The following is an 18851-nucleotide window of genomic DNA, read 5'->3' as shown; positions in this document are numbered from 1 at the left end:
TTAATTAAGAGGCGAATCATGACCGTTCTACATAGCGCAGATTTCTTCCCTGAAGGGAATTACGCCATCGCCATCGAGCCGCGTGTGCCGCAGCAGGCATTTCCGGAGCACCATCATGATTTCCATGAAATCGTGTTGGTGGAACAAGGTTCTGGCATTCATGTGTTTAACGGTCAGCCGCAAGCTTTATCCGCAGGATGCGTGTGCTTTGTGCGCGATCACGATCGTCATCTTTATGAGCAAACGGAAAATTTGTGTCTAACCAACGTGCTGTATCGCAGTCCGGCGTCATTTCGTTTTCTCTCGGGTTTGCAGGCGCTCCTGCCGCGCGAAGAAGAGGATCACTACGCGTCGCACTGGCGCATTAATCACAAGGTGATGGCGCAGGCGCTACAAATCGTTACGCAGATGAAGCAGCAAGATGTGTGGTCACTGGAACGTCACGCACGCCAGGAGCAACTTTTTCTGCAACTGCTGGTGTTATTGCGCGAAGCGGCTCACAACGATCAATTACAGGATCAGGAAGCACGCTTACATCGGTTGCTCGACTGGCTCAATGAGCACTACAGTGAAGAGATTGTGTGGGATGCATTAGCCGATCGTTTTTCATTGTCGCTGCGCACTCTGCACCGCCAGATGAAGCAGCAAACCGGTAATACACCGCAGCGTTACCTTAATCGGCTTCGCCTGTTACAGGCGCGGCATTTACTGCGTCATAGCGATATGCGCATTACAGACATCGCCTACCAGTGTGGATTTGGTGACAGCAATCACTTCTCCACGCTGTTCCGGCGGGAATTTGGCTGTGCGCCCAGAGCGGAGCGCCAGCAGATGCTATAACTGGAGCGTTTCCTCATGTCGCTGATCTTAACGCGGGAAGACTATTTTCCGGCCTCCAATCTGCCGATTGCGGTGGCCGAGCGCATGCCGCAGCCCTCCTTTCCTCCGCACCGTCATGAATTCAGTGAAATCGTTATCGTCTGGCGCGGTAACGGCCTGCATGTGTTGAACGATCGTCCATGGTTGGTAACCTGCGGCGACGTTTTTTACATTCACGATAACGACTGCCACAGCTATGACAGCGTCAACGATTTGGCGCTGGATAACATTCTTTACTGCCGCGATCGCTTTCGTCTTAGCCTTGACTGGAGCCAGTTGTTGCCGCCGCAAGAAGAAGATTCGCCGGGCTGCTGGCGTTTGACCACCCGCGGGATGGCGTTAGCGCGCGGTGTGATTAGCCAGCTGGAACGCGAAAGCCGCAAAAGTGATTCGCTATCGATTCAACTCTCTGAGGCGCTGTTTTTGCAATTAGCATTGATTCTGCGCCGTCACGGTTATGCTGCCGATCGGCCCTGGGCATTACCTGAAGGAGAACAATTAGATCTGCTGATGTCGGCGCTGCAAGGTGCCATCAGCCGTCCATTCGATTTGGCAGTGTTCTGCCAGCAGAATCAGTTGAGCGAGCGTGCGTTGAAGCAACTGTTTCGCCAGCAAACCGGTATGACCGTGGGACACTATCTGCGGCAACTACAGCTGTGTCAGGCGAAATACCTGCTGCGGACGCAGGATTGCTTAATCAGTGAAGTGGCCGCGCGTTGCGGCTTCGATGACAGTAACTACTTTTCGGTGGTGTTTACGCGGGAAACCGGTTTAACGCCGAGCGCCTGGCGGCAGCGTTTCCTGCCGCAGCGTGAACTCTCAGCAGAGAAAGTGAAAGCCTGACGTGCCGTAGCGGCGTCAGGCTTTACATCAGGCTGCCATGCCTAATCCAACGATGTTGGCAGCAATGATAATCACCACACAACCCAGCGAGAGAACGCGAACCGGACGTTGACCCGCCGATTTCCACTCTTTTAGTACCAGACCAACCAAACCACCGCACAGCACGTAGAGGCTCATATGCAGCATCCAGCTGATGAAGTCATACTGTGCCGGAATTTTGGCGTGTCCCCAGGCATAGAAGAAGAACTGCAGATACCACATGGTGCCGCCCAGCACGGCAAACGCGATATTGGCCAGCAGCATTGGTTTGGCGACTGAGAAATCACGGCGTACTGAAATATCGGTTTTTACCGCCAGACGGATGAAGCAGTAAGCCAGATTGATTAACGCACCACCGCCCATAATCACCACATAGCTTGGCAACGCAACATAGAGTGGATTGATACCCAGATTGGCTGCGGCTTCATGCATCGGCTTAGCGGCATCCATCGCAAACGACATGCCGGCCGAAAAGATGCCGCACATTACGGCCAAAATCAGCCCTTTTTTCAGATTGAACTCTTCGGCATTAATGCCCAGCGCCCGCTCTTTTAACAGACCGGCACGCGATACAATCCCTACGCCGATCAGCGCAACTAACACGCCGAGCAGTGTCATACGTCCGCCTGGTGAGCTGAATAGCTCGACAAAGCGGCCCTGCAGCAGCGGCGTCATCAAGGTTCCCACCACTAACGTGATACCGATGGCAATACCAATGCCCATCGACATCCCGAGGTAGCGCATGGTCAAACCATAGTTGATGTTACCGATGCCCCACATGGCACCAAACAGAAATACTGGCATCAATTGGGAGAAACTAAAGCTGCCGTAATACGCCCAGAAGTTCGGCAATAATACCGCACTGACTGCCCAGGGAAGAATCAGCCACGACATGACGCCGCCTACCGACCACATCGTTTCCCAGGACCACTTTTTCACCTGCTTAAATGGAGCATAAAAACAGGCGGCACTGGCGGCACCCACCAGATGCCAGAAAATACCTGCAATGATGGCACTGTTCATTGTTATTCCTTCGTAAGGTTGAGGCCAACAGGAAACCGGCGGTTTCCCGATTACCGGCAGTCTACGGTGGGCAGCTTTTCGTCAGCCTTTGGATGGCTGCCGGAAAGCGGAGGTTGCTGGCAAAATTCGGTGGGTCGTCAACATAAGGATCACAAAATCGCATTCGCAGGCAGGTCACGGGGTGATTTTTATAAGTGGCTTATTCTTCAACATATTTTTCTATTATGCTGTGCCGATCAGCACAGTTTTTGATTCACTGCCACTGCAACAGTTAACATGGCAGTCACACAAAGCCGCGTACCAGACTTTCCCCGCAGGCGTTTAATCCGTATAACGTTGGGAAAATCATCAGGACGAAGGATTGAGATGAATACCAAAAGATTGCGGCTGTTGCTGTCACAATCGGTGAGCCGCGTGATGCTGGATGACATCCGGGCCATCGTGCCAGCGCAGGCGCTGAACGTCTTTATTAATGGATTAGATGAAGCACATTACGCCACGCTGGATTGCGTGCAGAGCGAGGAGAATTGCGCCCTGCTGGCTTCGGTGATTGTGGTGTGGCGACAGCTGGGTCACGTTCATGCGATTCATTATCAGAAAGGTGAGCATCTGCGTCAGGTCGACGACGCCACGCAATTCCAGCTGTTCAGTATGATGAAAACCCATCGCGCGATCGTGCAGATCGCTTAACTCTCGGGATGACTATGAAAATCGGACTGCTTTTCCCTATTGCCATCATCATTGCTGGCGTCAGTTTTTTGGCGTGGTTTATTGTCAGCGGCGCGGCGATGCCAGGTTCCTGACATTTTTTAACATACCTTAAATCACTACTAAGCCGCTGAAAGCGCGGCATTTCGCCAGGAATGCTGCGTCTGTCGTGTTGTTCTTCCCTTCTTTGCCATCCCTCAAGTCGCATTGGCAATAGCAAAAAGGTGCTACACCCTGATCTGTTTCACTCTGCAATTCACAAATCTTTAACGAAACCGATCGCGGAGAACCTGCACATGACAACACACCATCAACATTATATTAATGGCGCGTTTGTTGCCGATCAGAACGATAAGTGGATAGAAGTGATTAACCCAGCAACTGAGGCATTACTTTCGCGCGTGCCGGAAGGCAGTAAACACGACGCCGCGCAGGCCATCGACGCTGCTGAAGTGGCGCAGCCGAATTGGGAAGCGCTCCCCGCCGTTGAACGCGGCAACTGGCTGCGCAAAATTGCCGCTGCTATTCGTCAGCGTGAACCAGAACTGACCGCCACTATCGTCGCCGAAGGCGGAAAAACCCAGGGTCTGGCGCAAACTGAAGTACTGTTTACAGCTGATTATCTTGAGTACATGGCCGAATGGGCACGCCGTTATGATGGCGAGATCGTTAATAGCGATCGTCCCAACGAAAACATCTTTGTGTTCAGGAAAGCGATTGGCGTCACCACCGGCATTCTGCCGTGGAACTTCCCCTTCTTCCTGATTGCACGTAAAGCCGCGCCCGCGCTGGTAACCGGCAATACCATTGTTATCAAGCCAAGTGAGCTGACGCCTAACAATGCGGCGATTTTTGCGCACATCATCCATGAAATTGGTCTGCCGAAAGGCGTGATCAACTTTGTTTACGGCTATGGCCCGGAGATTGGTCAGGAGCTGGCAGGCAACCCGAAAGTCGGCTTAGTCAGTCTGACCGGCAGCGTCAACGCCGGTATAGCCACCATGGAAGCCGCAGCGAAAAACGTTACCAAAGTCTCGCTTGAACTGGGCGGAAAAGCGCCAGCCATCGTCATGGATGATGCCGATCTCGATCTGGCGGTTAAAGCGATTGTTAGCTCTCGCGTGATCAACACCGGACAGGTGTGTAACTGTGCTGAGCGCGTTTACGTGCAGGAAGGCATCTACGACCGCTTTATCAGCGCGCTGACTACCGCCATGCAGCAGGTGAAGTTTGGTAATCCGGCCGAGCAAAACGATATCGATATGGGGCCGCTAATCACTGCGGCCGCGCTGGAACGCGTTGAGCAGAAAGTGGCGAACGCGGTCGCGGATGGCGGCAAAGTAGTGCTGGGCGGGAAGCGTGCAGGCAGCAAAGGCTTCTATTTTGAACCAACCATTATCACGGGCGTGCGTCAGGATATGGAGATCATGCAGCAGGAGATTTTTGGTCCAGTGCTGCCAGTGATGACCTTTAAAACCCTTGATGAAGCCATAGCGCTGGCGAATGACTGTGAATATGGTTTGACCTCATCGATTTACACTCAGAACCTCAACACCGCGATGGTTGCCCTGCGTAAGTTGAAGTTTGGAGAAACCTATATCAACCGCGAGAATTTCGAAGCGATGCAAGGTTTCCATGCGGGCTGGCGTAAATCGGGCATTGGCGGTGCTGATGGCCGTCACGGTTTGGAAGAGTTCTTGCAGACGCACGTGGCATATTTGCAGTTCTCTTAGGATCGACATTCATGGCGTAATGCTTGTCAATTAAGCCAACGACGAGGGCGCAGGCCGGTGGCACTTTTGGTCCGGCGGTCCTCGCGCCGCTAGCGCGGTACCTTCACTTCGCCCGTCTGCCTGACGGACCGGTGGAGACGGGACGTCCTTGTCCCGGCTCCACCTTTCGCCCGCGTCCTGCGGGCTCTCCTGGCTTCCTCGCTTCGTTCAGCGCTGCGGATTGCCTGCCCAAAAGTGCCCCCGGCCTGCTTTAAAGCTTCAGTGCGTGTTTCTGAAAAGGGCACATTTGCCAGAGGCTCTGCCGCAGCAGATGTGTCAGAGCCCGCACCAGATTTAAAGCAAAATGGTTTCTTAACGGACAAGCATTACGCCATAAGTGGCGACCTGTAACCCTGAAACCTTTATAAAACCCGCTTCTGGCTGCGCAGCAGCGCCAGGCCGCTTAACACCGACATCGCCATCAGATAATAACCGGGCGCCAGACTGGTGCCGGTCACGCTAATTAGCAGTGTACAAATCAGCGGGGCAAAGCCACCAAACACCGTAACCGCCACGTTATAGCTGATCGCCATGCCGCTGGCGCGCGTACCCATCGGGAACAGATCCGCCATCACCGACGGCACCGTTGAGAAGTAGATCGACTTCAGCAGCGCCATCCAGCACACCAGCAAAATCAACGTAGTCGGCGTGGTGTGATCAACCACCAGCTTAAACGCCGGATAGATGGTGACGATCAGCAAAACCAACGATCCCCACATCAGCGGCACGCGCCCCACCCGCTCGGCCCATAACCCCATAATGGGCGTGACCACCGTCAGAATCACGCCCGCCAACAAGGTAGCAGTAAACGCCACGCTGCCCGACAGGTGCAAATTTTTGGTGGCGTAAGTCGGCACATAGTTCAGCATGTAGTTCACCGCAGTCGAAATCACCATTAGGCCGATCGCCAACAGCATCAACTCCTTCTGGCGACCAAACAGACTTTTCAGCGGCGCGGCTTCCGGTTTGTGCTCAGCAAAGCTCGCCGGTTCATGTACGTGACGTCGGATATAGATCCCCAGCGGGCCAATCAGCAGGCCGAAGGCGAAGGGAATACGCCATCCCCAATCCTGAATCTGGCTTTCGCTGAGAATCTGCGTCAGTCCGAGTCCAAATGCCGACGCCATCAACGTACTGGCGCCCTGCGTGGCGAACTGCCAGCTGGCGATAAAGGCTTTGCGCTCCGGGAAGTGTTCAACCAGGAACGCCGTCGAGCTGCCAAATTCGCCCCCGGCAGAGAACCCCTGCACCAGACGCGCCAGCAAAATCAGCAGCGGTGCCATCAGGCCAATGCTGCTGTAGCTCGGCATAAAGGTGATGACCGCGCCGCCGAGCATCATCAGGTTGATCGATAAAAGCAGCGCTTTTTTTCGACCGTGACGATCGGCATAGTTGCCCAGCACAATCGCGCCCAGCGGACGAATCAGGAATGACACACCAAAACTGCCAAAGGTCAGCAACATTGAAACCGACGGATCGCTGGTAGGAAAGAAGGCATGCGCAATGTAGCTGGCAAAAAAGCCGTACACGGCGATATCAAACCACTCCAGCGCGTTACCGATGCAGGTCGCGAACAGCGTTTTGTGCAGATTGGGCTTCGCTGCGTTCAACGGCATCGTGGTATTTAATGTACTCATTGGCCACCTCCAACGTGCGCACGATGCTGCGCCACCAGTTCCGTTCCCTGCTCGCCGAGATCCCACAGCAGACGCGTCATAATCTGCAAACCTTCGCGGGCAATCGATTTCAACATATGCTCGTTGACGCCATGCTGGCCGCAAGCTGGATACGAGTGCGGCACCCACAAGGTTGGCAAACCGAGAATGTCGGAGAACACGTCATTGGGCAGCGAGCCGCCAAGATTAGGCAGCAGCGCCGGTTTCTTGCCGCTGGTTTCCACCATGCTGGTCAGCACCCAGTTGACCAGCGGATCGGTGGGATCAAGGCGTGTCGCGGGCGATCCGCGCATAAACTCCACCTCCACATAGTCAAAACCGTGCTGATGCAGATGGGCGCGCACATGCTGAGCGAGATTTTCCCAGTCGGTACCCACCACAAAACGCAACTGACAAACGGCGGTGGCGCTGCCCGGAATAGCATTCATCGGACGCGCCGGATTGCCGGTGAGAAACGACAACACTTCCAGCGTGTTCCAGCCATACAGGCGTTCGGTTGGCGTCAGTCCCGGCTCGCCCCAGTGCACATCGATATCGGGATCGCCCGGCATGCCGCCCACCTCGATATCGCCGAGAATATCGCGCACCTGCGGCGTCAAAGAGTTGGGTTTCAGCGCCTCAACCTGCAACACGCCCTGCGCGTTGACCAGCGAGGCGATGGCGTTGGCCAACTGCGTACCCGGATTGCTCAACAATCCGCCCCAGTTGCCGGAGTGATAGGCGTTGTCACGCGCGTTAACGGTCAAACGGAAATTAACCGCGCCGCGTGAGCCCAGGAACAGCGTCGGACGAACCGCATTGAGACGCGGACCGTCTGAAGCAATAAACAGATCGGCTTGTAGCAGCTCGCCATGCTGCTGGCACAAATGCGCCAGCCCCGGCGAGCTGATCTCTTCACCCATCTCGAACAGTATTTTGCAGTTAAAGCCCAGGCTGCCACCGCGCAACGCAAACACCTGCTCCAGCGCCGCCAGATTGACGCAGTGCTGGCCCTTATTATCTGCGCTGCCACGCGCATACCAGCGATCGCCCTCTTCAACCATCTGCCATGGCGATAAGCCGTCGCGCCAGTTTTCATCATCACCAAACACCACATCGCCGTGACCATAGCTGAGCAAGGTTGGCAGCATGGGATCTTCAATGCGTACCGCCACGAGGAACGGTCGATTAGCGGCTTCCGCGTTGTCGATGAAATGCAACGTGAAGCCCAAAGCGATCAGCTGCGGACCGATCGCATCCTGCAAATAGCGCTGTAATTCGTTGTCACGATCGTCGCGCTGGCTTTCGGTACGTTGCGCCACGCGACGCGCCAAAATTCGTTGAAACTCCCCGCTGTCAAAATAAGCGGTGGCTTGTTGAACCGCCCGTTGTGCTGTCATGTTTGCCCTGTCTTTTATTGTTTTGTCGTTAAGGCATCTTTGCGGAAACACTGCTTTGCCACAATTATCAATTTATCGAGTAAGATTTGCTTTTATAGCAAAGCTAGCCTGCCCGATTTCGAGGCATGCACCACCATGAGGCATCCGCATGTTAAGCAGTGAAATCCGCTATTTTCTCGCCGTCGCTAATACTGGCTCGCTCAGCGCCGCCAGCGAACAGCTGTTTGTGGCGGTGTCGGCGATTAGCAGGCAAATTCAGCGGCTGGAAAATCAGGTTGGCGTGCCGCTGTTTGCGCGTCACGCGCGCGGCATGGTGTTGAACGAAGCGGGCGAAATTTTTGCACATCACGTACGAAAGAACCTGCTGGATATGGAGTATGCGCTGGCGGAAATTAAGGGACTGAAAGCGGTGCGCCGCACGTTGATTCGCGTGGCCTGCACCGATGGGCTGGCGTTTACGCTGCTACCGCGTTTGATCGCAGATTTTCGCAATGACAATCCGGGCGTGCTGTTTGATGTGAAAGTCGCCAGCACGCAAGGCGTGGCGGAAGCGCTGCGCAACGGCGAGTGTGACGTGGCGCTGCAATTTAGTCTTCACGCTGAGCGCGGTGTGGAAGTGATGGGTTCGTGGCCGGCACCGGTATTAATCGTGATGCATCAAACGCATCCGCTGGCCAACGCGCCGCAGGTCACGCTCGCCGATCTCAGTCACTATCCGCTGGCCTTGCCGCAGCAAAACACCACCGTGCGGCAACTGTTTGAGCTCGCCAGCCATATGAACGGCAGCCTGGTTGAGCCGGTGATGACCTGCGATACCTTTTCGATGTTGTTTCAATTCCTGCTGCGCACGCCGCAGGCGGTGACAATTTGCAGCGCCTTTACCGTGCTACAGGAAGCGGAAACGCACGGTTTGATTTTGCGCTCGGTAGGCATCGATCAGCTGAGCCAGCGCATCTTGCAGCTGCAGACGCAATCAGGGCGACCTCGCAGTGCCGCCCTGAATGTGTTTCTCACCTTTATGCTGCAACAGCTGGATGCGTTAGAGGAACCGCTGCGCCAGCGCTGGAAGCCGTGACTCAGTTCTTGATATCCACCGGGTAGAAGATGTGTTTACCGAACGGATCGACCTGATAACCACTCACCGATTTGCGCACCGGCTCGAAGATGGTTGAGTGAGCAATCATCACCGCTGGCATTTGATCATGCATAATCTGCTGCGCTTGCTGATACAGCGCCACGCGTTTGTCGTGATTTTGCTCGGCGCGCGCTTCGGTAATGATCTTCTCAAACGGCTGATAACACCATTTCGACGAGTTGGAGCCGCCATTTGCCGAGGTGCAGCTGTAAAGCGGACCGAAGAAGTTATCCGGATCGCCGGTCGCCGTGGTCCAGCCCATCAGCGCCGCCTGATGCTCACCGCCTTTCACGCGCTTGAGGTATTCGCCCCACTCATAACTGACGATATTGGCTTTGATACCCACTTTGGCCCAGTCCGCCTGAATCATCTCCGCCATTCGTCGCGCATTCGGGTTATACGGTCGCTGTACCGGCATTGCCCACAGGGCGATTTCGGTGCCCGGCTTAATCCCCGCTTCCTGCAGCAGCGCTTTGGCTTTCTGCGGATCGTAGTCGTAATCCTTCAGATCTTTATCTGCACTCCACACGTCCGGCGGCAGGATGTTTTTCGCTACCGTGCCAGTACCTTTGAAGATGGCATCAATGATCGCCTGTTTGTTAATCGCCATCGCCAGCGCCTGACGCACCTTGACGTTATCCAGCGGCGCTTTGGTGGTGTTGAACGACAGGAAACCGGTATTCAGGCCTGATTTCTGTTCCAGCGTTAAATCGGGATTGGTGCGCATCTTCTCCAGATCGGCCGGATTGGGGAACGGCATAATCTGGCATTCATTTTTCTCCAGCTTGGCATAACGCACCGAGGCGTCCGGCGTGATCGAGAAGACAATACGATCGAGCTTCGCCTTGCCCTGCCAGTATTCCGGGAAGGCTTTATAGAGAATGCGCGAATCTTTTTGATACTGCACCAGCTCAAACGGCCCGGTGCCAATCGGCTCCATATCGACCTTCTCCGGCGTGCCGGCTTTAAACATCTGGTCGGCGTATTCTGCCGAATGGATCGAGGCAAAATACCAAGCTAAGTCGGCGAGGAATGGCGCTTCAGCGTGAGCTAAGGTGATGCGCACGGTATTGTCATCGACCTTCTCAATGCTGGTGATCAGCTTCGCCAGCTCGAGGCTTTCGAAGTTGGCATAGTTACCGCCGGAGACATTGTGGTAGGGGTTTTTGGCATCCATCTGGCGCATAAACGAGAAGATTACGTCGTCGGCGTTAAAATCGCGCGACGGCTTAAATAGCTTGTTGCTCTGGAATTTCACCCCTTTGCGCAGATGGAAGGTGTAGACCTTACCATCCGGGCTGATATCCCAGCTCTCGGCGAGGCTCGGCACCAGTTCGGTGGTGCCGGGCGTGAAGTCCACCAGTCGGTTAAAAATCGGTACCGCGCTGGCATCGACGCTGGTTCCCGACGTGTACAATTGCGGGTTAAAGTTCTCTGGCGATCCTTCTGAACAGTACACCAGCGTTTTTGCCGAAACCCCGCCCGCGACCGCCAAGCCGATTGCAGTGAGAGTGAGATTTGCCATCATTTTTTTCATCATGATCCTCGCTTTTTATTGACTTCCATGAGTCTGCTTCGTTATGTAATGTTCATCTGATTAATAAATAACATGATTTAACCAGCACGCGTACTACAGACGCCGCAATGCTAATAAGGAATTGTGATGACAGACCAACTTGCCAGCCAATTGACCCAGCGTTTCTACCGTTATCTGGCGGTTTCCAGCCAGAGCGATGCCAAATCAACCACGCTGCCGAGTACGCCGTCCCAACATGCGATGGCGGAGTTACTGGCAAAGGAGCTGGGCGAACTGGGTTTGCAGGATATCGTGATTGACCAGCACGCCACGGTCACTGCGGTGAAACCCGGTAATCGCCCTGATGCGCCGCGTATCGGTTTTATCACCCATATTGATACCGTGGATGTTGGCCTGTCGCCGGATATCCACCCGCAAACCCTCAGGTTCACCGGGGAAGATCTGTGCCTTAACAGCACGCAGGACATCTGGCTGCGCGTGGCGGAACATCCGGAGATCAAACCTTATCTCGGGCAGGAGATTATCTTCAGCGACGGCACCAGCGTGCTGGGCGCCGATAACAAAGCAGCGGTGACGGTGGTGATGACGTTGCTGGAGAACCTGCGCGGCGATCACGGTGATATCGTGGTGGCGTTTGTGCCCGATGAAGAGATTGGCCTGCGCGGCGCTAAAGCGCTGGATCTGGAGCAGCGCTTTAACGTCGATTTCGCCTGGACTATCGACTGCTGCGAGCTGGGTGAAGTGGTGTATGAAAACTTCAATGCCGCCGCCGCTGAGCTGGTGTTTACCGGCGTGCCGGCGCATCCGATGTCGGGCAAAGGCGTATTGGTCAATCCGCTGCTGATGGCGCATGACTTTATCTCCCGCTTCGATCGCTTAAAAACCCCCGAACACACCGAAGGCCGCGAAGGTTATATCTGGTTCAACGATATGAATGCCAACGCCAGCCGCGCGGTGTTGAAAGCCTCGATTCGTGATTTCGATTTGCAGGGTTTTGATGCGAAGAAACAGCAACTGGTGGAAGTGGCCGATGAAATCGCCGCGCGTTATCCCACCGGCCATGTAGCGCTGACGATTAACGATATTTACAGCAATATCAGTAATGCAATTGGTGAAGATCGTCGTGCGATTGACCTGATTTTTGCCGCGCTAGAGCAAGTGGGCGTGGAACCCAAGGTGATCCCGATGCGCGGCGGCACCGACGGTGCAGCGCTGTCAGCGAAAGGGCTGCTGACGCCGAACTTCTTCACCGGCGCGCACAATTTCCATTCGCGCTTTGAGTTTTTGCCGGTTCCCTCGTTTGTGAAGTCGTATCAGGTGGCCGAAGCGTTGTGTTATTTAGCCGCGAAATAAAAAAAGGTCGCCCTTCATGGCGACCTTTTTTAGGTTATTTGCTCGCTGAAACATCAATCCCAGGGAAGAATTTCGCCGCCAGCTTAGTGACGGTGCCATCGGCTTGCACCTTGGTGATTGCCGCATCCAGCTCTTGTTTCAATTTGTCATCGCCTTTACGCAGACCAAAACCGATACCGGTGCCGAGAATGGTGTCATCTTCTACCGGCTTGCCGGCAAAGGCGAAACCTTTACCCTGCGGCTTTTCGAGGAAGCCCGATTGACCGGCAGCTGACATCACCAGCGTGCCGTCAAGACGACCGGCAACCATGTCGTTGTAAACCTGGTTCTGATCCTGATAAGAGGTCACTGTAACGCCCTGCGCTTCCCAGTGCTTCTTGGCATAGGTTTCCTGGATCGAACCCTGCAGCACCCCGATGTTTTTCCCTTTCAGTGATTCGGCGGTTGGCAGCAGCTTCTCGCCCTCTTTCACGATTAACATGGTCGGAATGCGGTAGATCGGCTTAGTGAAGTCGATGCTTTTCGCCCGCGCTTCGGTGATGTTCATTGCGGAGTTAATGGCATCAAATTTTTTCGCCTGCAGCGCCGGAATCAACGCATCAAAGCTGCTTTCCACCCACTTACAGTCGAAGTTGCCTACCTGACAAATCGCTTTACCCAGTTCGATATCGAAACCTTCCAGTTCGCCCTGCGCGTTGCGGCTCTCAAAGGGCGGATACTGCGATTCAAGACCATAGCGTAAGGTTTCCTGCGCCAGCGCGTGCGCCGAAGTCAGCATGCCCAAAGCGACAAACAGTGCGTTCAATTTTTTCATTATATTTACCCCTAAGTTACCCTTTGACCTGGCAGAGCGCTTCTGCACCGGCCTGAAGTGTTGCGTCGTCTTTTGCGAATGACAGGCGAATTAATTTATTGTCAGTGCCGTCCATATAAAACGCCGACAACGGAATGGTGGCCACACCGTGATCGACGATGAGACGTTTTACCATTTCGCTATCACTTTCGTCACTGAAATGTCCGTAGCTGGCTAACATAAAGAACGAACCGGCGCTCGGCAGCAGTTTAAACGGCGAATCCTCCATCAAGGTCAGCAGGCGATCGCGCTTCTCCTGATAGAACGGCGACAGCTGCAGATAGTTCTTCGGATTTTGCAGATAGTGAGCAAAACCGACCTGCATCGGCGTATCGGCGGCATACATCATGAACTGATGGACTTTGACGATCTCTTCCATCAGCGCTGCCGGTGCCAGCGCATAACCCACGCGCCAGCCGGTGACATGGAAGGTTTTACCGAAGGAGGAAACCACCACGCTGCGCTGCGCCAGTTCCGGATGCGTTGCCATGCCGCAGTGCGTACGGCCATCAAACAGGATGTGTTCATAGACTTCGTCAGACAGCACCACAATATCGGTGTTGCGCGTCAACGCGGCTAACTGATCCAGATCCGCAGCTGACAGCACCTGCGCGCTGGGGTTGTGCGGCGTATTGATGATGATCATGCGGGTGCGCGGCGTAATGGTGGCGCGCAGTTCGTCCCAATTGATGGCGAAATCCGGCACCTGCAACTTCAGGCCAATTGGCGTAGCGCCCTGCAGACGGACCACCGGCGCGTAGCTGTCAAACGCCGGCTCGAAGAAGATCACTTCATCGCCTGCGTGGACCAGCGCGGAAATCGCCATGTAAATGCCCTGGCTGGCGCTGCCGGTGATCAGCACTTCGCTGCCGGCATCATAGTGCTGGCCATACAGCGTGTGAACTTTCTCCGCCAGCGCTTCACGCAGCGACGGCAGGCCGGTCATTGAAGCGTATTGGTTATGACCGTCACGCATCGCCTGGCTGACCAGATCAACCAGCTGTGGATCACACGGGAAGTTGGGTGCGCCTTGCGACAGGTTAATGGCTTTATGCTGCGCCGACAGCTGGCCAATGACGCTAAAAATCGTCGTGCCGACATCGGGCTGTTTGGAAGAGATGTTCACACTGCTGTTCAAGGTCATCGGTGCCTCGTAAGGTTGCATAACCACGTATCGAAAGTAGATTTCTATTCAACGGTGTGCGGCTTGAGTCGACAAGCGAATTGTTGTCATAATAGCCATGATTAAAAATCATAGCTTGAGGTTGTTATGTCCCGCTCTGCTCTGCCGCTCAATGCCATCCACGCGTTTCTGGTCACCGCGCGCCATCTCAATTTGACGCGTGCCGCCAGCGAGCTGTGCATCACCCAAGGCGCGGTGAGCCGTAAAATCGCCACGCTGGAGAGTTGGCTGGGCTTCGCGCTGTTTACCCGCCACGCACGTGGTCTACATCTCACCGAACAAGGTGCCGCGCTGCTGCCGGAATTGCAGCAAGGTTTCGCCATGCTGGTGAATGCCACAGAAAAAGCCAGCCGCAGCAATGCCTCGATTCGCCTGAAAGCGCCTACCTGCGCCATGCACTGGCTGGTGCCGCGTCTGGTGGCGCTGGAACAGCAGCGGCCAGATATTCACGTAGCGTTGACCACCACACTCGATCATGGCTCGCAGCTCGATAATTTTGACGCGGCGATTGTGTTTGGCCCGTCACCAGCCGGTTCGATTTGCCTGTTTGAGGAGCGTTTAACGCCGGTGATGGCCAGCAGCGTCACGCCGCCAACGCAGATTGGCGAACTGGCGAAGTTTACTTTTCTGCATCCCACGCCGGATTCACGCGACTGGCAGCTTTGGCTGGCCGGGCTGGATGCCGCGTTACCAATGGCGCGCAATCAGCATTTCGCCACCATGGATCTCGCGATCAGCGCTGCGATTCAGGGATTTGGCATCACGGTGGCGGATGTCACCTTGGTGCAGAACGATGTGGTTAATGGGCGGCTGATTGCGCCGTTTGCCACCAGTGTGGCGACCGGCGCAAGCTACAGCCTGTTACAGCGGGCGGAAAAAGATGCGCCACCGTTCCTGCCGGAACTGGTGGCGTGGTTATCTGAGGTTTAGAACGAGACCCATTCGTCAGAGGCTGATTTCGGCTGTGCAAGGCCTGCGCCGGTCAACACCGGCCGACGCAGCGCGGTTGGCGATACCACGGCCTTATTTACCGGCGCGCTGTCCGATAGACGGAATTTCGCCACAGAGGCCTGCAGCTCCTGCGTCTGGCGCTCCAGCGCGCTGGCAGCGGCAGAAACTTCCTCAACCAGCGAGGCGTTCTGCTGAGTGACGCTGTCCATCTCGGTGACGGCGGTACCGACCTGCGAAATCCCTTTGCTCTGCTCTTCTGACGCCGCAGCGATGTGCTTCATGATTTCATTTACATCCTGCACCGACTTAAGAATGTCGTGCATGGTGCTGCCCGCGCTGCTCACCAGCGCCGACCCTTTTTCCACGCGCTGCACGGAATCTTCGATCAATGTGGCGATCTCTTTCGCCGCACCGGCGCTGCGCTGTGCCAGATTGCGCACTTCACTGGCCACCACGGCAAAACCGCGGCCCTGTTCACCGGCGCGTGCGGCTTCTACCGCGGCGTTCAGCGCCAGGATGTTGGTCTGGAAAGCGATGCTGTTAATCACGCTCGTGATCTCAGCGATCTTCTTCGAGCTGCCGGAGATGCCTTGCATGGTGGTAACCACTTCGCCTACCAACCGTCCGCCCTGCTGCGCGGTACCGGTAGCGGTTTCGGCCAGCGAACTGGCCTGTCGCGCGTTGTCGGCGTTGAACTTCACGGTAGCGGTTAACTGCTCCATGCTGGCCGCGGTTTGCTCCAGCGCTGCAGCCTGCTCTTCGGTGCGCGATGAGAGATCGTTGTTGCCAGAGGAGATCTCCGCTGCGCCGCGATAGATGTTTTCAGTGCCGCTGCGAATCGCGCTTACCGCTTCGCGCAGGCTGTCCTGCATGGCACGCAGCAGCGGCACCAGCTTGCCGACGCAGTTACGGCCAAAATCTTCCACCGGCTGGCTGAGGTCGCCCTGCGCAATAATCGTGAAATGGTTACGGATACTCTCCAGTGGTTTCACCAGCATCGCCACCAGATAGCGATCGGTAAACAGCAAGATAAACAAGCCAATCACCACCGCCACCAGAATAATGACTTTAGTGATGCTGGTGAGCTTATCGACGGTGACGCGCGTCTCATCCAGTTTGCTGCCTGCGGCTTTATTGAAAGCTTCCGCGCTGGCACCAAACGCACGACTAAGCGGCGGCGTGACGTTATTGGCTTGCGCACGATAGGCTTCAAGCGTGCCCTGCTGCGCCAGCGAAACCTGCGGTGCGATGCCTTCATCGAGCAGTTTTTGCCAGTTGGTGATGACGCTATTGGCGGTCTCCGCATCCATCGGACCTGGCGCCATGGTTTTAAACTGCGCCAGCAGCGTTTTCATATTGTCGAGCGCTTGTTGCACCGGGGTAAAAGCATCAGCACCGACTGCGCTGCCTGAGGCGCGGCCTTCCATCACGCGAGACAGACGCGTAACGACACGAAAATATTGATCATTTCCTTTGCTTAAAATCGTCATTTGATTGACCAGTTGGCGGTCAATCTCGTTGCCCTCGCCGAGGGCGTTCAGTGAGTGGACGCTAAACAGCCCAACGGCACACCACAGCAGGCAAAACAGCCCAAGAATGGTGAGCAATACGGCGCGGATGGTGAAATTTTTTAAGATACCCATACATAATCCCTTGGTGTGAAACGCGAAGGAGGCCCGATAAAATCGGGCATATTGCGTTTATCGGCATCGGATTGGGAAAATGTAACGGTTTTGTAAGCTAATTAATTGCTTACTGACGCGGGTGAGGAATATGCGCTTTTAAGATTTATCAGCAAGATAGGCGAAAATTTGCCTTATAAATTGATTTGCCAGATTACACCATTAGCACGCTCATTAAAGCTTAACGTGGCTGCGCATCATCAAACGGAACAAACGCAGCCGTCCACGCATAAAGCGCGCCTTCACCACCGCCTGGGCTTTGCCCTGATCGCCCAGCGCCAGCGTCAGATCGTCGCCCGGTCGCCAGGCTGGCCAATCTACTTCACCCGCTAAGTGCGAGCTGAACTCGCTGGCTTCACGCGCGAAGGTGACCCAATAAGCGCTGACTGTGGAGGCGAACGCTTTATCCTGCTCGCTGTAGCTGCGTTCCGCTGGCGGCGCTAGCGTATCCAGCGTGTTAAAGACATAGGGAATTTCGTTGCCGTGCCATGTTCCGTGCGGATAGAGGTCGCGCGCATTTTCGGAGACGTAATCGAACCAGTAACGCCATGCGGGCAGGCCGATATTGTGCTGCGCCTGAGCGATGATTAACGGTAACACCGTGAACGCCATATCGCGCGCCACCGCACGTCCCAGCAGCGCATCATCATGAATGTCGTACAGCCACTTCATCAGGCGATAACTGATGCGGTTTTTGCTGCGCATCTGTCGCAATACTGCCGTGGCATCCACGCCAAAATAGTCCAGTACGCTGGCTTCATCGCTGTTGCTGCCGATCATTAACGGAATGCGATGCTGCTTGCCGGAGATAAACGTGGTTAACATCGGTTTCGGCAGTACCGCATCGCCGCTGATGGGCACCGGGCCGAGCGCCAGCGGGCGTTCTAACGGCCAGAATTGTTCGGCCGGTAGCTCGCGCAGCTGCTCGGCGCTGGCATCTTCGGGTAACGCAAAATGCGCCGCGACCTGCAAACCGATTTGTTGTGCCTGCTTTTGCGGGATGTCGGGCAGGCTGTAGGCGCTTTGTACGATGCCTTTGTGAAACAGCGCCTCGGAGAGCGGCGAGCAGCACAGCGATAACACGCTGCGCGCACCGGAGGATTCACCAAACAGCGTCACGTTATGGCGATCGCCGCCAAAGGCAGGAATGTTGCGCTGAATCCACTGCAAAGCAGCAATTTGATCGAGTAAGGCAAAGTTGTTGATCACGCGCCCGTCGGGGTATTGCGCATCCAGCGCCGGATGAGAGAAGAAACCGAAGTGACCAAGGCGATAATTGAGCGTTACCACCACCACACCTTGCGCCGCCAGCGCTTTACCGCGATAAGGATCAAGATTACCGGCGCCGATGGAAAATCCCCCGCCATGCAACCAGACCATTACCGGCAACGGCCGCGAAGGCTCAACATCCGGCGTCCAGATATTCAGGTAAAGACAATCCTCACTAAAGCGACCGGGATCGCCACCGCCGGCGGCCACGCAATAGTCACGATTTTGCCAGCTTGCTGCGCCCCATTCGGTCGCATCACGCACCTCTTGCCACGGCTGGACCGGCTGCGGCGGTCGCCAGCGTAAAGCGCCAGTAGGTGCAGCTGCGTACGGTATTCCTTTAAAGACAAAAAGATCTTCGTCCATCAGGCCTCTGAGTTCCCCTTCTGCGGTCATGATCCTCAGACGTCGTTCATTTTTCATCTCGGGTTCCCTGATAATGCATCGTTCCATTATTTGCAGGCCTTGGACGAATGTCCATGTTCTGAAAGCATTTGCAGATTAAGCCGAAACGCGGCGCGATTCTTTGAACAACTCCATCAAATATTTTGGCTAACCCCATCGAGGCC

16 protein-coding genes are annotated in these 18851 nt (G+C 55.2%); 8 read left to right on the top strand and 8 right to left on the bottom strand.

From position 1 onward, the window contains the following. The first annotated feature begins 18 nt into the window (after positions 1–18). Complete coding sequence (gene rhaS / locus ACFQW4_RS09700) at positions 19–840, top strand: HTH-type transcriptional activator RhaS (RefSeq protein ID WP_222210391.1); 822 nt, start codon at positions 19–21, stop codon at positions 838–840. Positions 841–855: 15 nt separating this feature from the next. Further along, the gene (gene rhaR, locus ACFQW4_RS09695; protein WP_377725029.1) at positions 856–1722 is read left to right on the top strand and encodes an HTH-type transcriptional activator RhaR; all 867 of its coding nucleotides are present in this window, start codon (positions 856–858) and stop codon (positions 1720–1722) included. Between the two features lie 27 nt (positions 1723–1749). On the opposite strand, the gene rhaT is transcribed toward rhaR, so the two are convergent. After that, on the bottom strand, positions 1750–2784 hold the full coding sequence (rhaT, locus tag ACFQW4_RS09690) for an L-rhamnose/proton symporter RhaT (protein WP_101764338.1): 1035 nt from the start codon (positions 2782–2784) through the stop codon (positions 1750–1752). A gap of 366 nt (positions 2785–3150) precedes the next feature. Here rhaT and ACFQW4_RS09685 point away from each other — a divergent pair, with 366 nt between their 5' ends. The 3 genes from ACFQW4_RS09685 (at position 3151) to aldA (ending at position 5225) form a co-directional block, all read left to right on the top strand. Further along, a complete protein-coding gene (locus ACFQW4_RS09685) occupies positions 3151–3474 on the top strand; it encodes a hypothetical protein (protein ID WP_101764337.1) in 324 nt (107 codons plus the stop codon). Positions 3475–3488: 14 nt separating this feature from the next. Then, positions 3489–3587, top strand: coding sequence for a YoaK family small membrane protein (locus ACFQW4_RS09680; RefSeq protein WP_137385834.1), 99 nt, complete (start codon positions 3489–3491; stop codon positions 3585–3587). Between the two features lie 201 nt (positions 3588–3788). Then, the gene (gene aldA / locus ACFQW4_RS09675; RefSeq protein ID WP_354466148.1) at positions 3789–5225 is read left to right on the top strand and encodes an aldehyde dehydrogenase; all 1437 of its coding nucleotides are present in this window, start codon (positions 3789–3791) and stop codon (positions 5223–5225) included. A gap of 401 nt (positions 5226–5626) precedes the next feature. On the opposite strand, the gene ACFQW4_RS09670 is transcribed toward aldA, so the two are convergent. Both ACFQW4_RS09670 and ACFQW4_RS09665 read right to left on the bottom strand, forming a co-directional pair. Continuing rightward, positions 5627–6901, bottom strand: coding sequence for an MFS transporter (locus ACFQW4_RS09670; RefSeq protein ID WP_110866203.1), 1275 nt, complete (start codon positions 6899–6901; stop codon positions 5627–5629). After that, positions 6898–8319, bottom strand: a complete 1422-nt coding sequence (locus ACFQW4_RS09665; protein WP_377725025.1) for a M20 family metallopeptidase — start codon at positions 8317–8319, stop codon at positions 6898–6900. The genes ACFQW4_RS09670 and ACFQW4_RS09665 overlap by 4 nt, the downstream gene beginning before the upstream one ends. Positions 8320–8467: 148 nt before the next feature. On the opposite strand from ACFQW4_RS09665, the gene ACFQW4_RS09660 reads away from it, so the two are divergent. Continuing rightward, the gene (locus ACFQW4_RS09660; RefSeq protein ID WP_377725023.1) at positions 8468–9394 is read left to right on the top strand and encodes a LysR family transcriptional regulator; all 927 of its coding nucleotides are present in this window, start codon (positions 8468–8470) and stop codon (positions 9392–9394) included. Position 9395: 1 nt separating this feature from the next. Here the strand turns inward: ACFQW4_RS09660 and ACFQW4_RS09655 are convergent, their stop codons facing one another. Beyond that, positions 9396–10991, bottom strand: a complete 1596-nt coding sequence (locus ACFQW4_RS09655; RefSeq protein ID WP_377725359.1) for an ABC transporter substrate-binding protein — start codon at positions 10989–10991, stop codon at positions 9396–9398. 126 nt (positions 10992–11117) lie between these two features. On the opposite strand from ACFQW4_RS09655, the gene pepT reads away from it, so the two are divergent. Next, complete coding sequence (gene pepT / locus ACFQW4_RS09650) at positions 11118–12344, top strand: peptidase T (protein ID WP_101764331.1); 1227 nt, start codon at positions 11118–11120, stop codon at positions 12342–12344. A gap of 34 nt (positions 12345–12378) precedes the next feature. Here pepT and ACFQW4_RS09645 read toward each other — a convergent pair whose 3' ends face one another. Further along, the gene (locus tag ACFQW4_RS09645; RefSeq protein WP_110866208.1) at positions 12379–13158 is read right to left on the bottom strand and encodes a transporter substrate-binding domain-containing protein; all 780 of its coding nucleotides are present in this window, start codon (positions 13156–13158) and stop codon (positions 12379–12381) included. Between the two features lie 16 nt (positions 13159–13174). Continuing rightward, positions 13175–14341 (bottom strand): methionine aminotransferase, encoded by a 1167-nt coding sequence (locus tag ACFQW4_RS09640; protein WP_377725020.1) that lies wholly within the window; start codon positions 14339–14341, stop codon positions 13175–13177. 126 nt (positions 14342–14467) lie between these two features. Between ACFQW4_RS09640 and ACFQW4_RS09635 the strand changes: the two genes are divergently transcribed. After that, positions 14468–15310, top strand: coding sequence for a LysR substrate-binding domain-containing protein (locus ACFQW4_RS09635; protein WP_377725018.1), 843 nt, complete (start codon positions 14468–14470; stop codon positions 15308–15310). On the opposite strand, the gene ACFQW4_RS09630 is transcribed toward ACFQW4_RS09635, so the two are convergent. Together ACFQW4_RS09630 and ACFQW4_RS09625 are read right to left on the bottom strand one after the other, a co-directional pair. Beyond that, positions 15307–16974 (bottom strand): methyl-accepting chemotaxis protein, encoded by a 1668-nt coding sequence (locus tag ACFQW4_RS09630; RefSeq protein WP_377725016.1) that lies wholly within the window; start codon positions 16972–16974, stop codon positions 15307–15309. The two genes, ACFQW4_RS09635 and ACFQW4_RS09630, sit on opposite strands and share 4 nt — an antisense overlap. Positions 16975–17187: 213 nt before the next feature. Beyond that, positions 17188–18705, bottom strand: coding sequence for a carboxylesterase/lipase family protein (locus ACFQW4_RS09625; RefSeq protein WP_101764326.1), 1518 nt, complete (start codon positions 18703–18705; stop codon positions 17188–17190). Between the last annotated feature and the right edge of the window lie 146 nt (positions 18706–18851).

The sequence above is a fragment of the Pantoea sp. GCM10028869 genome, assembly GCF_042666835.1.
GTDB lineage: Bacteria > Pseudomonadota > Gammaproteobacteria > Enterobacterales > Enterobacteriaceae > Pantoea > Pantoea leporis.
The sequence above is the reverse complement of the archived record's forward strand: the minus strand, read 5'-3'. Positions and strand labels throughout refer to the sequence as shown.

Excerpts from the sequence above, each read along its gene's own strand:
- rhaS (WP_222210391.1), top strand. The coding sequence starts at position 19 with ATGACCGTTCTACATAGCGCAGATTTCTTCCCTGAAGGGAATTACGCC.
- rhaR (WP_377725029.1), top strand. The coding sequence starts at position 856 with ATGTCGCTGATCTTAACGCGGGAAGACTATTTTCCGGCCTCCAATCTG.
- rhaT (WP_101764338.1), bottom strand. The coding sequence starts at position 2,784 with ATGAACAGTGCCATCATTGCAGGTATTTTCTGGCATCTGGTGGGTGCC.
- ACFQW4_RS09685 (WP_101764337.1), top strand. The coding sequence starts at position 3,151 with ATGAATACCAAAAGATTGCGGCTGTTGCTGTCACAATCGGTGAGCCGC.
- ACFQW4_RS09680 (WP_137385834.1), top strand. The coding sequence starts at position 3,489 with ATGAAAATCGGACTGCTTTTCCCTATTGCCATCATCATTGCTGGCGTC.
- aldA (WP_354466148.1), top strand. The coding sequence starts at position 3,789 with ATGACAACACACCATCAACATTATATTAATGGCGCGTTTGTTGCCGAT.
- ACFQW4_RS09670 (WP_110866203.1), bottom strand. The coding sequence starts at position 6,901 with ATGAGTACATTAAATACCACGATGCCGTTGAACGCAGCGAAGCCCAAT.
- ACFQW4_RS09665 (WP_377725025.1), bottom strand. The coding sequence starts at position 8,319 with ATGACAGCACAACGGGCGGTTCAACAAGCCACCGCTTATTTTGACAGC.
- ACFQW4_RS09660 (WP_377725023.1), top strand. The coding sequence starts at position 8,468 with ATGTTAAGCAGTGAAATCCGCTATTTTCTCGCCGTCGCTAATACTGGC.
- ACFQW4_RS09655 (WP_377725359.1), bottom strand. The coding sequence starts at position 10,991 with ATGAAAAAAATGATGGCAAATCTCACTCTCACTGCAATCGGCTTGGCG.
- pepT (WP_101764331.1), top strand. The coding sequence starts at position 11,118 with ATGACAGACCAACTTGCCAGCCAATTGACCCAGCGTTTCTACCGTTAT.
- ACFQW4_RS09645 (WP_110866208.1), bottom strand. The coding sequence starts at position 13,158 with ATGAAAAAATTGAACGCACTGTTTGTCGCTTTGGGCATGCTGACTTCG.
- ACFQW4_RS09640 (WP_377725020.1), bottom strand. The coding sequence starts at position 14,341 with ATGACCTTGAACAGCAGTGTGAACATCTCTTCCAAACAGCCCGATGTC.
- ACFQW4_RS09635 (WP_377725018.1), top strand. The coding sequence starts at position 14,468 with ATGTCCCGCTCTGCTCTGCCGCTCAATGCCATCCACGCGTTTCTGGTC.
- ACFQW4_RS09630 (WP_377725016.1), bottom strand. The coding sequence starts at position 16,974 with ATGGGTATCTTAAAAAATTTCACCATCCGCGCCGTATTGCTCACCATT.
- ACFQW4_RS09625 (WP_101764326.1), bottom strand. The coding sequence starts at position 18,705 with ATGAAAAATGAACGACGTCTGAGGATCATGACCGCAGAAGGGGAACTC.